General features: G+C 40.6%; 13 protein-coding genes. 6 read left to right on the top strand and 7 right to left on the bottom strand.

Going from position 1 to position 12,186, the window contains the following annotated elements; genetic code table 11:
- The first annotated feature begins 27 nt into the window (after window positions 1-27).
- Entirely contained in the window at window positions 28-723 is a 696-nt protein-coding gene (locus MJX77_RS06500; RefSeq protein WP_107880477.1) for an AzlC family ABC transporter permease, read from the top strand.
- Window positions 720-1,043 carry an AzlD domain-containing protein gene (locus MJX77_RS06495; protein WP_144732607.1) on the top strand — a complete coding sequence of 108 codons (324 nt, stop codon included), beginning with the start codon at window positions 720-722 and terminating at the stop codon, window positions 1,041-1,043. The genes MJX77_RS06500 and MJX77_RS06495 overlap by 4 nt, the downstream gene beginning before the upstream one ends.
- Before the next feature lie 41 nt (window positions 1,044-1,084).
- Here MJX77_RS06495 and ssb read toward each other — a convergent pair whose 3' ends face one another.
- The 3 genes from ssb to MJX77_RS06480 all read right to left on the bottom strand — a co-directional run bounded on the left by ssb (window position 1,085) and on the right by MJX77_RS06480 (window position 4,321).
- Complete coding sequence (gene ssb / locus MJX77_RS06490) at window positions 1,085-1,675, bottom strand: single-stranded DNA-binding protein (protein ID WP_005300710.1); 591 nt, start codon at window positions 1,673-1,675, stop codon at window positions 1,085-1,087.
- A 51-nt stretch (window positions 1,676-1,726) separates the two neighbouring features.
- On the bottom strand, window positions 1,727-3,091 hold the full coding sequence (locus tag MJX77_RS06485; protein WP_005300707.1) for an MFS transporter: 1,365 nt from the start codon (window positions 3,089-3,091) through the stop codon (window positions 1,727-1,729).
- 147 nt (window positions 3,092-3,238) lie between these two features.
- Window positions 3,239-4,321 (bottom strand): DUF475 domain-containing protein, encoded by a 1,083-nt coding sequence (locus MJX77_RS06480; protein ID WP_005300706.1) that lies wholly within the window; start codon window positions 4,319-4,321, stop codon window positions 3,239-3,241.
- 262 nt (window positions 4,322-4,583) lie between these two features.
- On the opposite strand from MJX77_RS06480, the gene tenA reads away from it, so the two are divergent.
- The 3 genes from tenA to MJX77_RS06465 all read left to right on the top strand — a co-directional run bounded on the left by tenA (window position 4,584) and on the right by MJX77_RS06465 (window position 6,605).
- The gene (gene tenA / locus MJX77_RS06475; protein ID WP_004789986.1) at window positions 4,584-5,258 is read left to right on the top strand and encodes a thiaminase II; all 675 of its coding nucleotides are present in this window, start codon (window positions 4,584-4,586) and stop codon (window positions 5,256-5,258) included.
- Window positions 5,259-5,323: 65 nt separating this feature from the next.
- On the top strand, window positions 5,324-5,695 hold the full coding sequence (locus MJX77_RS06470; protein ID WP_107880474.1) for a MerR family transcriptional regulator: 372 nt from the start codon (window positions 5,324-5,326) through the stop codon (window positions 5,693-5,695).
- Window positions 5,696-5,798: 103 nt separating this feature from the next.
- Complete coding sequence (locus MJX77_RS06465; RefSeq protein WP_252060935.1) at window positions 5,799-6,605, top strand: SDR family NAD(P)-dependent oxidoreductase; 807 nt, start codon at window positions 5,799-5,801, stop codon at window positions 6,603-6,605.
- A 42-nt stretch (window positions 6,606-6,647) separates the two neighbouring features.
- Here the strand turns inward: MJX77_RS06465 and MJX77_RS06460 are convergent, their stop codons facing one another.
- The 4 genes from MJX77_RS06460 to MJX77_RS06445 all read right to left on the bottom strand — a co-directional run bounded on the left by MJX77_RS06460 (window position 6,648) and on the right by MJX77_RS06445 (window position 9,043).
- A complete protein-coding gene (locus MJX77_RS06460; protein ID WP_252060932.1) occupies window positions 6,648-6,989 on the bottom strand; it encodes a GlpM family protein in 342 nt (113 codons plus the stop codon).
- A 51-nt stretch (window positions 6,990-7,040) separates the two neighbouring features.
- Window positions 7,041-7,394, bottom strand: a complete 354-nt coding sequence (locus tag MJX77_RS06455) for a DUF1304 domain-containing protein (RefSeq protein WP_005109291.1) — start codon at window positions 7,392-7,394, stop codon at window positions 7,041-7,043.
- A gap of 65 nt (window positions 7,395-7,459) precedes the next feature.
- A complete protein-coding gene (locus tag MJX77_RS06450) occupies window positions 7,460-8,437 on the bottom strand; it encodes a zinc-binding dehydrogenase (protein WP_252060930.1) in 978 nt (325 codons plus the stop codon).
- A 3-nt stretch (window positions 8,438-8,440) separates the two neighbouring features.
- Window positions 8,441-9,043 carry a TetR/AcrR family transcriptional regulator gene (locus MJX77_RS06445; protein WP_252060928.1) on the bottom strand — a complete coding sequence of 201 codons (603 nt, stop codon included), beginning with the start codon at window positions 9,041-9,043 and terminating at the stop codon, window positions 8,441-8,443.
- A gap of 297 nt (window positions 9,044-9,340) precedes the next feature.
- On the opposite strand from MJX77_RS06445, the gene uvrA reads away from it, so the two are divergent.
- Entirely contained in the window at window positions 9,341-12,172 is a 2,832-nt protein-coding gene (gene uvrA, locus MJX77_RS06440; RefSeq protein WP_252060926.1) for an excinuclease ABC subunit UvrA, read from the top strand.
- The last annotated feature ends 14 nt before the right edge of the window (window positions 12,173-12,186 follow it).

Below are 12,186 nucleotides of genomic sequence, written 5' to 3'. Positions count from 1 at the left end.
ACAAAACGATCAGACTTATTCATTATAATGGAAAATCGTTCGTTATATCATACTATGTCCACATACGCTCTCATTAAGAAACTTAGTAAAGACACCACCCGCTCGATTTTCTTTGTCTGTCTAGCAACCAGTGTTGTTGGTATGTCTTTAGGTTCACTCGCCGCAAGCTATGGCTTAGCGCTCTGGATCCCGCTCTGCCTATCTGTATTTGTGCTCGCAGGAACTGCTGAATTTATTTTTATTGGATTCTTGGCTGTAGGTGGTAGCCCAATTGCTGCTGCGATTGCAGGACTACTCGTCAATTTAAGACATCTGCCTTTTGGTATTGCTGTCAATGAATTAATCAGAGGTAAATTCTCTCGATATTTCGGGGCTCATATCATGAACGATGAAAGCGTTTTATTTGGTATGGCACAGCCCGATTTCGAGACAAAAAAAGCCGCTTACTGGCTATGTGGTATAGGCATCATGCTGACTTGGCCACTCGGTGTCACTGCGGGTTATTTTATTGGAAGTGCTATTCCAGACCCAAAAACGTTCGGTCTAGATGCCATTTTCCCTGCCATTTTAATTGCACTTACTTTTAATGCTTTAAAGAATAAATCTACCCGAAAAGCGGCATTTGCCGGATCAACTTTGGCACTGATTACCACACCTTTTTTGGCCTCAGGACTCCCAATTCTGATTTCACTTTTTGGTTTAATATTTGGTAGAAAAAAATGAATCAACAATTACTCATTATTTTGGGCATAGGCTTGCTAGCACTTGGAACATATGGGATTCGTTTTGCTGGTTTTCACTTAGGCGCCAAGTTTACTTTTTCTGAAAAATACCAAATTTTACTGTCAAACGGCGCAACTGTTTTACTCTGTGCGATTGCGGTCACGACGACATTTTTTGAAGGCCAAGATTTCGCAGGTTTCGCGCGTATATTCGGTGTTGGGCTAGCACTTCTCTTGGTTTGGAAAAAAGTACCGCTTTTATTGGTAATTTGCTTAGCAGCAGCAGGCACCGCCCTAATACGTTTGCTCGGAATTGAGTAATAAAAAAGGCGAGATAAACTCGCCTTTTTTGAAACTTTTGATTAGAACGGTAAGTCGTCGTCTAAATCAGCTGGTGCAGACGCAGGTTGTTGTGGCGCTTTAGGAGCGAAACCACCACCTTGTGGGCTGTTGCCACCATTACCGAAACCACCTTGGCCACCATAACCACCGCCATTGTTTTGGCCGTAGCCGCCACCTTGGTTGTTATTATTTTGATAACCATTACCACCTTGTTGAGGTGCATTAAAACGTGGTTGGTTGAAATCATTACCGCCAGCGAAACCTTGTTCACCTTGTTGACGACCATCTAACATTTGCATCTGTTCGCCACGAATTTCTGTTGTATAGCGCTCTTGGCCATTTTGATCAGTCCACTGGCGCGTGCGTAATGAACCTTCAATATAAACCTTAGAACCTTTACGTAGGAACTGCTGAGCAATTTCACCTAAACGGTTATGCAAAACAATACGGTGCCATTCAGTTTGTTCTTTACGCTCACCTGAAGTTTTATCGGTCCAAGCTTCACTTGTTGCGATTGAAAATTGAGTCAGCGAGCCCCCATTTGGAAAAGTTTTTGTTTCAGGATCACGACCCAAAGTACCAACCAAAATAACCTTATTTACACCACGCATTAGCTGTCTTCATCCTATTCATTTCTATGTTTTACTTTATAAGAGTTATGCTTAAATGGCTACCTCTTTACCGAACAACTGCGTTAAATCACGTCGCGCAGCCTCATCAAGAGTCTGTTTATCGACTTTAATATAAGCAACTTGCTGGTCAGGCATCACCACAACTTCTTCTATACCACGAATTGCCAATAGCTGTGTGGTCCACTCATTCACCTGTTGCACTTGCGGTAATGGCAACACAATCGATGACAAATACCGCGGCTGAGCTAAACCAAAACTAATTAGCAACCATATTATAGCAATCCCTGTTAAGACACTCCATCCAATCGCAGTATTATGTAACATCAATAATTGACCACCTAGTGTGCCGCCGAAAAAAGCACCTAAAAACTGGCTACTGGCATTTACACCCATAGCAGTTGCCTTTGACTGAATTGGGGCACATTTTGATAACCACGATGGTAATAAAGCTTCCATCACATTAAATGCAATGAAGAAAATACCTAGGCCTGCGAGTAATACATATTTTGATTGATAACCAAATATAAGCAGCAATAAACCTGCAATAATGCCTGTAATTGCTGTTAAGAAAATGCCTCGCATTTTGCGATATTTTTCAGCCACAATAATGCTTGGAAATGCAAAAAACAGACTAATTACTAGTAGTGGCAGATACACCAAACCATGACTGGCTAAAGGAATATGGGCAAACTCGATAAGCTGTGAAGGCACATAAATAAACATGGCTGTAAGCAATAAATGCAATGCAAAAACCGAAACGTGTAAACGGTTTAAATCACCCATTTGAATGACTTGCTTAAGCTGCGCTATGTAGCCTTGCTGATAATTACGATGATGACGAGTTACTTTAGGTACCAGTAATAACATCAAAATCGCGATTAAACCCATAATGGTCGTGACAAAGAACAAACCAGAAATGCCAACAAGACTTGTGAGCCAAGGCCCCAGACTAAACGCCACCACAAAAGACAGACCAATACTCATGCCCATGGCAGCCATGGCTTTAGTACGCTGCTCTTCGCGCGTCACATCGGCTAAAAGTGCCATCACGACTGCTGAAACTGCACCCGCACCTGCTATAGCACGACCAATAATCACGCCATAAATCGTGTCAGATAAACCCGCAATTGCACCGCCAATTGCAAACAGCAATAAGCCAAGTACCACGAGAGGTTTACGGCTAAAACGGTCAGCCAGTAAGCTAAACGGAATTTGTAAAATAGCCTGACTTAAACCATAGACACCTACAGCCAAACCAATGAGTGCTGGAGTTGCATATTGATATGACTGCCCGACTACAGAAAAGACAGGAATAATCATGAACAAACCCAACATGCGTAGCGCAAAAATACTACTTAAGGCAAAAGTTGAGCGACGTTCCAAAGCATTCATCATATCAATACACGTTTATCAAACTAGGCAAATTATAAGCCGATTCGTTTCTAAAAATACGGGCCACCTTATTTAAATTAACGATTTCAGCTTAAAAAAATAAAGAGGCATTCAGCCTCTTTATTCTAAACAACTTTACTGAAAATTAGCTTAAGGCGACTGTTGCTCGCGCTTCGAATATTGAATTGAAGCAATAACAGCCCACACAATAAACGCTACACCAATTAAACCTGTGACAACTTCAGGTACATGTACACCTGTACCACTTGCAATCATAATGAATGCTAAAGCACCAATTGCGTAATGCGCACCATGTTCCAAGAACACGTAAGCATCTAGCGTACCTTTTTCAACAAGATAAACAGTCATTGAACGGACAAAAATAGCACCGATTGCAAGACCTAACATAATCACAACAACGTCACTGGTGATTGCAAAAGCACCGATCACACCGTCAAAACTGAATGATGCATCTAATACTTCAAGATATAAGAAACCGCCTAAACCAGCTTTAACCACACCAGACGCAGCCCCCGAGCCATCTTGTAATACAGCATTACCATTTTCATCAATTTCAGGCTCACCACCTAACAAATGACTTAATACTTCAACGCCAATGTAAACCACAATGCCCCAAATACCGGCCATGGTCACTGCTAAACGTTGATGGTCATCTACATAACCAGCCATCACAATTAAAGCGATCAAAGCAATAAAAACAGACATTGCAGGTACGCTAGCTAAACTTGAAAGTTTAGATTCAAGCCATCTAAACCAATGGGTTTCTTTTTCATCATCAAAGAAGAAGTTTAAGAAAACTAATAATAAGAATGTTCCACCAAAAGCTGAAATTTCAGCGTGGTGCGCCATTAAGCGCTCAGAATAAGTTTTCGGATCATTGAGTGCCAATTTTGCCACTTCAATAACACCCATATCAGCGGTTACAGCAACAATCACGACAGGGAAAATCAGACGCATACCAAAAACGGCGATTAAAATACCTACCGTTAAAAAGATCATTTTCCAGAACGGATCCCAATTACGTAGAACCGATGCATTTACGACAGCATTGTCAAAAGATAAAGAGACCTCCATTACCGCTAAAATCGCTGTAATCGTTAAAGCTTTAAGCATGGTAGACACGCCAGCTTCAGGTCCATGGGTAAAACCCCAATACGCGGATAGTGCTAAACACACCACCGTAAAAAATATCGAAAATCGGAAATGCTTCATGGATCAGACCTATACCAAGAACTAAATTTAATCTTTCTTAAAACCGCGGCTATTATATCGATAATTAACCACAAAACGATGTTGTTTTGTGCCGTTATTCCCGTTACTTTATCTCTCTGTTTAATAAAGAAATTTATAATTTTTAATTAACTTATTAATCGTATTAAATATTTTCTTGCGATATATCTATCATTATGATTTTTGTATTTTAAAATTGATTTAAAATCCGGTTCAGCTGTCTTATTTTAAATGGAATGATTTTATGCTTTTTTCTCAAGAACTCTGGCAACGTAATTTAAATTTATATCAAAAAATTCTCGACCTGCCTTTTAATCAGGAACTTGCTAACGGTACTTTAGATAAAGAAGCTTTTTGTCATTATGTCATTCAAGATGCTCAATATTTAGTGGCGTATGGTCGCGTACTTGCTGTTGCGGCAGCAAAGGCGTTCGAGGCTGATGATATTATGCAATTTTCAGATGCTGCTAAAATTGCAATTGTAGTTGAACGCAGCTTGCATGATGACTTCATGAAAAACTTTGGGGTGACCAAAGAAGAATTTAAAAATACGCCATTAACTTTAGCAGGCCATCATTACACTTCATTTTTAACAGCAACTGCTTGGTCTGAAAGCTACCCTGTCGTACTCGCTGCACTGTTACCTTGCTTCTGGATTTATGCCGAAGTCGGTAAAGATATTGTAGATAAATCAATTCCTAATAACCCTTACCAAGCATGGATTGATACCTATGCAGGTGAAGAGTTTCATATAGCCGTTCGGAATGTGATTGCGACAGTAGACAAGGTTGCTGCACGTTGTGACGCAGACACTTTAGAAAAAATGCATGCTGCGTACACCATGGGTGCAAAACTTGAATGGTTATTTTGGGATAGCGCCTACCACCAAAGACAATGGCTAGGTTTAGACCATATTTAAAACTTCAAAAGAATCGGTCAGATGGTTCAATACGCTGACCGTTTTTAATAAAATGCGAGATAAATATGTATATCGGTGAATTAGCATCTTTAACTGGAGCCACTCCTAAAGCCATTCGGCATTATGAGAAATTAGGCTTGCTACCAGTCGCAAAAAGAAAAGGCAATTATCGTATTTATGAAGAGATTGATGTTAAATCAGTTAAGATGATCCGCCTTGCACAAGCTGTTGGATTTAGCCTTGCCGAGCTTTATGACTTGTCAGCTTTAAAATATAAAAATAATCGCTTTCCTGTAGAAATTGCACAGCAGCTTATTCAAAAAAAGAATCAACAAATTATTGAGCAAAAAAAAGCGTTAAACCGTTTACAAGAAGATTTAAAAGAACTGGAAGATGAGATTATTCAGACTTATATTACCAATAAGATTTCTGCCTAAAACAGCTGGTTAAAATCTGCAAATAGCTTTCAAAATGAGTGCTTGACTCTGCCCTTAGGGACAAGGTTTATCGTAATGACTTCTTTTATTACGGACCAATAAAATGAGTGCTCATCTTTCTTTATTTAAAAATTCAACAGCATTAATTACAGGCGCATCTTCAGGAATAGGTAAAGCCTATGCTCAAGAACTTGCATCTTTAGGAATTCATTTAATTTTAACAGCACGCTCTGAACAGAAACTAAATGATTTAGCCAATGAACTCAGAAAAAAATATAACGTGAATGTTGAGGTGATCGTTTTAGATTTAGCTCAACCCAATTCAGCTCAAAACTTATTTGATGAAATACAAGCTAGAAACTTAAAGGTAGAGATTTTAATTAACAATGCTGGATTTGGAAAATGGACTAAATTTTTAGATCAATCTATATCTACCTATCAAGAAATGATCACGCTTAATATCAGCAGTGTAACGTCTTTATGTTATTTATTTTTGCCTCACATGCTTGCGAACAAAAAAGGCATCATGATTAATATTTCATCGACAGGCGCGTTCCAGCCGTTACCCTATATTGCCGTTTATGGTGCTAGTAAATCATATGTATTGCAGTTTACTGAAGCGCTTGCAGGAGAATATAGCTCTTTAGGTGTTAAATTTCTGGCAGTTTGTCCGGGCAATACCGAAACCAATTTTACTCAGGTCGCAAATGCCGATACGAGTGGTATGAAAAGCTCTACAGTTGAGGACGTTGTATCTGCAACGGTTAAAGCATTAGATAAGAATAAAGCAACAGTTGTGGTGGGATGTAGCAACTATTTGACATCTCAATTGCCCCGAATTCTTTCTCGCCAAAAGATGATTAATTTAGTTGAAGGTATGCTCAAAACCCGTGTTGTTGAGCATTCATAAAAATAGTTCAATTTAAAAGATTAAGGGATTTCTCTTAATCTTTTAATGTTGAAATAGCTGCCAGCCAGAAATTAAGCCTGCCGCAGCAACCACCCAACAAAGGGTTGCCAACCCTAGACAAGACCACATCGACATCCGTGTTGCCAGTAAATAAACAGCAACTAAGTAAATGGCATAAGGAATAAGTGACCATAGACCAAACAGAGCCGTTTTCTGTAATGCTTCAGCTCCTTTTTGCTGATAGACAATCACATGAGCGATCAAAGCGAATGTAGGAAAAAGCGGAACCAAACCTGCAATATAAAATGCCTTACTTTTCGATAAAATCGAAATAATGAGGACAACCCCTGCCCCCAACATACATTTTAAAAATAACGCCCACATGCGCTGATCCTATCTGGTCATTCCAACTCAAAACGCTGTATTTTGCGCTTTTTAAAGAAAATTAACAGCGACTAAAGCAATCAATGCTGGAACTGCCTGAATATAAATAATCTTTTTACTGGCAGTCAGACCACCATAAATACCTGCAATGAGTACACAGCCTAAAAAGAAGTTGGCAATTGATATTGCAAAAGGTGCATCAGCCAATAAAGACCAGAATAAACCCGCCGCTAAAAAGCCATTATAAAGACCTTGGTTTTGTGCCATCACTTTAGTGAGTTTTGCTTTTTCGGCATTATTTCCAAATGCTTTCATGCCATAAGGCTTGTCCCACAAAAACATCTCTAGCACTAAAATGTAGACATGTAATATGGCAATAAGCGCAATGAATATTTGTCCGATCATATAGTTTTCCTTTTTATTTTAAAGATATGAAAAAAGATCAGTCTCTCGACTGATCTTTTAGTGTGTTACGGCTTTAGCAATACTTTGCCTTGGCGAGCACCTTGTGTTGCTCTTTGGGCAGCTGTTTTAATCTCATCAAAACTAAATACACCTTCTACAGGCAGAATTAATTTTTTCTGAGTTGCTAACGTTAATAACTCAACAATCAGTTCCTTTTTACGAGCTGCTGGCATTTCTTTATTGACTACACTCGCCCAGAAACCTTTTACTGTCGCTTGTTTGAAAATCAAATCGCCCGATGAAATTTGCATGGTTTCACCAGTCATACTGCCAAACGAAACCAATAGACTATTTTCACTGAGTAGATTTAGCATTTCACCACTTGCGCTGCCACCAATCGAGTCCACACCAGCAATGAGAGGCTGGTCGCCATGAATCTGTTTAACTTGCTCTTTCCAGTTTGGCTGATCAGTCGCAACAACATGTTGAATACCTAATGCTTGCATCTCTGCAATCGCATCAGTACGACGAACTAGATTGATCACAGGTAAGCCACGTGCCTGTGCAATCATCGCAACTGTTTTACCTACTGCACCATTCGCCGTGTTTTGAATGAGCCATTGACCCGGTTGAACATTTACAAAGTCGAGTAACATGAGAGCACTAATTGGCATACCAATCAGCTGCGCTGCTGTTTCATCATCAATTTCATTATTGAGTGGAATAAGCCCTTGCACTGGTGCAATAAAGTATTCAGCCCAACTGCCATGCACAGATGCAACTGCGATACGTTGCCCTACCTGTACATGAGTAACGCCTTCGCCCAACGCATCTACAATACCAACGGCTTCACTACCGCCAATCGCAGGTAAAGTTGGCTTGTAGCCATAGCTTCCACGTACTGTCCATACATCATGATTATGAATCGGAGACATGATGGTTTTAATACGCACTTCGCCTGCTTTTGGTTCTGGCTTTGGCATATCCGCCTGCTCTAAAACGTCTACAGGTTCGCCAAAATTACCATGGATAATACTTCGCATTCTTTATTCCTCTATCGGTTTTAAGAGTTGTTGGGTCGTTTCTAAAGCTAAATGTAGATGTGCTTTGTCTTGCGACAATTTTGTGAGCAAAGCGGCACCCAACCATAACTGATACATGACTTGCGCAGTTTTCAAAGGATCAATATGTTTTGGAATTGACCCTTCCTGTTGCCCTTCTTTGAGTAGCAAAGCTAGACGCTGCGTTAATTTGTACACACCGTCATTGAGAATTTGGCGCATATCTTCTGACAAGTCAGAAACCTCTGCCGCCAATTTCACAATCAAGCAGTTTTCAGCCCAGCTGCCATATATGGGATCATCAATCCACGCCTGCCACAACGCCATTAACCGGGCATGAGCACTTTGTTCACTGTGCTGCCAAAGTTGTTCCATACGAACCTTATAATTGGCCATGTATTGCTCTAGCAAGGCACAACCAAATGCCTCTTTCGAAGCAAAGTAGTGATAGAACGAACCTTTGGGTACGTCACAAGTCTTTAAAATTTCTTGCAAACCAACACCGACAAATCCTTTGTGTAATAACAGCTCAAAGCTCGTATCCAAAATATGTTGTCGCGTGGTTTCGCTTTTATTTAATCGTTTCATGCAGACACCATACTCCACTATTAGACCAGTCGTCTAGTAAAATTATGTTGCTCAATAAAATTTGCTAAGAAGTAGAAATCAAAAGAAAGGAATGTTAAAAATACAACCTGCTTATTTAAACAAATTTTGTCGATTGTCGTTTAACCGTCACAATTTGTCGCTTTAAATCATTTTGTACCACTTGAACAATTTTAAATCGTTATCATATATAGGGTCTGTTGTTTATAAATAGCCACATCTCCCTGTGCTAATCAAAACAACACCTAAATTTTCATTAATACATAATTGAGATGTTTTATGAGCCAAAGTCATATCCGTATTCGAGGCGCACGTACCCATAATTTAAAAAATGTGTCTCTCGATATTCCACGCGATAAGTTTGTGGTAATTACGGGGTTATCAGGTTCAGGAAAATCTTCTCTTGCCTTCGATACCCTGTACGCCGAAGGACAACGCCGTTACGTCGAATCGCTTTCGGCCTATGCTCGCCAGTTTTTATCGCAAATGGAAAAGCCTGAAGTCGACTCGATCGAAGGTTTATCTCCAGCGATTGCCATTGAGCAAAAGTCTACCAGTCATAACCCTCGTTCAACGGTTGGTACAATTACCGAAATTTATGACTATTTGCGTTTACTTTATGCTCGTGTCGGTACACCTTACTGCCCTGAACATGACTTGCCGATGGTTGCGCAAACTATTTCTGAAATGGTCGATGCGGTAAAAACACTTGAAGAAGGCACAGCACTCATGTTGCTTGCCCCTGTCGTTCGTGAACGTAAAGGTGAATACAGTAATCTGTTCGAACAACTACAAGGCCAAGGCTTTGTGCGAGCGCGTGTGGATGGTGAAATCATTGATATTGATACGCCACCCGAACTCGACAAAAAGAAAAAGCACACCATTGAAGTTGTGGTTGACCGCTTTAAAGTGCGTGAAGACTTAGGTAACCGTATTGCAGAATCATTTGAAACTGCACTGCGTTTAGGTGGCGATATTGCCGTTTTGTCATGGATGAATGGCGAACATCCTGATCGCGTTTTTTCTGCGAAGCATTCATGCCCTGAGTGTGATCGTGCAGTCGCAGAACTTGAACCTCGCTTATTTTCATTTAACAACCCGTTCGGTGCCTGCCCTGTTTGTGATGGCTTAGGTACACGCAGTCATTTTAGTTCTGAAAAGCTCATTCCAAATCCGGATCTTGCAATTAGTGAAGGTGCTATTCGTGGTTGGGATCGTCAACGTCCATATTACTATTCAATGCTACAAAAAGTTGCCGATCATTTTGGTTTTCAACTTGATACGCCTTGGAACAAGCTAGATAAAGACACTCAAAAGAAATTCTTACAAGGCACTGGCAAAGAAAAAGTTGATTTAAGCTATATCGATGAGCGTGGCCGTAAACATACTCGCGTACAACCGTTTGAAGGGATTTTGCCTCACCTTGAACGTCGTTACCGTGAAACTGAAAGTAACTATGTACGAGATGATTTAGCTCAATACCTTTCTAATGCAGCGTGTGATGCATGTGATGGCTCACGTCTAAATGAAATTTCACGCCATGTTCGCGTTAAAGATAAAACGATTGCCGACATTACTCGCATGTCGATTGGTGATGCTGAAAGCTATTATCAAGATTTAAATCTTGAAGGTGCTAAAGGTGAAATCGCCGATAAAATCTTTAAAGAGATTCGTGAACGTTTACATTTCTTGGTGAGTGTTGGACTTAACTATTTAAGTTTAGCTCGTTCTGCCGAAACGTTATCGGGTGGTGAAGCACAGCGTATCCGTTTAGCCTCACAAATTGGTGCAGGCTTAATGGGTGTGATGTATGTACTCGATGAACCATCGATTGGCTTGCATCAACGCGATAATGATCGCCTACTACAAACGCTGATTCGCTTACGTGATTTAGGTAATACGGTATTAGTCGTTGAACACGATGAAGATGCAATTCGTGCAGCCGACCATATTATCGATATCGGTCCGGGAGCTGGTATACATGGCGGTGTGATTATTGCTGAAGGAACTTATGATGAATTGGCTAACCATGCTGACTCACTCACAGGGCAATACCTTTCTGGCAAACTCAAAATTGAAATACCAAAACAACGGACTCAATCACCACGTCCAGATGAGTTCATTAAACTTTCTGGTGCAAGTGGTCATAACCTTAAAAATGTCGATTTGAAAATTCCGCTCGGCATTATGACTTGTGTGACTGGCGTTTCAGGTTCTGGTAAATCGACACTAATCAACCGTACTTTGCTTCCATTGGCAGCTACACAACTCAATGGCGCAACCACATTAACAGCTGAAAAGTTTGACTCAATTGATGGTCTACAACACCTTGATAAAGTCGTTGATATTGACCAAAGCCCGATTGGACGTACGCCACGTTCTAACCCAGCAACGTACACAGGGTTATTTACGCCAATCCGTGAATTATTTGCTCAAACGCCAGAGGCAAAAGCGCGTGGTTATAGTGCAGGCCGTTTCTCGTTTAACGTGAAAGGCGGACGCTGTGAAGCCTGTGAAGGCGACGGCATGATTAAAGTCGCAATGCACTTCTTACCAGACATGTATGTACCTTGCGATGCATGTCATGGCAAACGTTATAACCGTGAAACGCTTGAAGTGGGCTATAAAGGCAAAAACATTTCTGATGTTTTAGAAATGACGGTTGAAGATGCTGCTGAATTCTTTAGTGCAATTCCAGTCATTCACCGCCGCTTAGAAACCTTAACTCAGGTGGGCTTAGGCTATATTCGTTTAGGTCAAGCTGCGACTACACTCTCTGGTGGTGAAGCACAGCGTGTAAAACTTGCACGTGAGTTAGCAAAACGAGATACGGGTAAAACTTTATATATCTTGGATGAACCAACAACAGGTCTGCATTTCCATGATATTGCAAAGTTACTCGATATTTTGCATGAGCTACGCAACAAAGGTAATACCATTGTGGTGATTGAACATAACCTTGACGTGATTAAAACAGCGGATTGGGTTGTGGACTTAGGTCCTGAAGGTGGCTCAGGCGGTGGGATGATCATTGCCGAAGGTACACCTGAACAAGTGTCCGAGGTTGAGATTTCCCACACGGGTCGTTTCTTAAAACCGATGTTGAAGTAATTTATTGAATAAAA

The organism is Acinetobacter sp. AHP123 (assembly GCF_023757925.1).
In the GTDB taxonomy this organism is placed as follows: Bacteria; Pseudomonadota; Gammaproteobacteria; order Pseudomonadales; family Moraxellaceae; genus Acinetobacter; species Acinetobacter oleivorans.
This window is presented reverse-complemented; position numbering and strand designations above follow the sequence as displayed.

Coding starts and splice junctions, on each gene's coding strand:
- MJX77_RS06450 (WP_252060930.1), bottom strand. CDS start 8,437: ATGCGAAGTATTATCCATGGTAATTTTGGCGAACCTGTAGACGTTTTA.
- MJX77_RS06485 (WP_005300707.1), bottom strand. CDS start 3,091: ATGATGAATGCTTTGGAACGTCGCTCAACTTTTGCCTTAAGTAGTATT.
- MJX77_RS06470 (WP_107880474.1), top strand. CDS start 5,324: ATGTATATCGGTGAATTAGCATCTTTAACTGGAGCCACTCCTAAAGCC.
- ssb (WP_005300710.1), bottom strand. CDS start 1,675: ATGCGTGGTGTAAATAAGGTTATTTTGGTTGGTACTTTGGGTCGTGAT.
- MJX77_RS06460 (WP_252060932.1), bottom strand. CDS start 6,989: ATGTGGGCGTTATTTTTAAAATGTATGTTGGGGGCAGGGGTTGTCCTC.
- MJX77_RS06445 (WP_252060928.1), bottom strand. CDS start 9,043: ATGAAACGATTAAATAAAAGCGAAACCACGCGACAACATATTTTGGAT.
- uvrA (WP_252060926.1), top strand. CDS start 9,341: ATGAGCCAAAGTCATATCCGTATTCGAGGCGCACGTACCCATAATTTA.
- MJX77_RS06495 (WP_144732607.1), top strand. CDS start 720: ATGAATCAACAATTACTCATTATTTTGGGCATAGGCTTGCTAGCACTT.
- MJX77_RS06465 (WP_252060935.1), top strand. CDS start 5,799: ATGAGTGCTCATCTTTCTTTATTTAAAAATTCAACAGCATTAATTACA.
- tenA (WP_004789986.1), top strand. CDS start 4,584: ATGCTTTTTTCTCAAGAACTCTGGCAACGTAATTTAAATTTATATCAA.
- MJX77_RS06455 (WP_005109291.1), bottom strand. CDS start 7,394: ATGATCGGACAAATATTCATTGCGCTTATTGCCATATTACATGTCTAC.
- MJX77_RS06480 (WP_005300706.1), bottom strand. CDS start 4,321: ATGAAGCATTTCCGATTTTCGATATTTTTTACGGTGGTGTGTTTAGCA.
- MJX77_RS06500 (WP_107880477.1), top strand. CDS start 28: ATGGAAAATCGTTCGTTATATCATACTATGTCCACATACGCTCTCATT.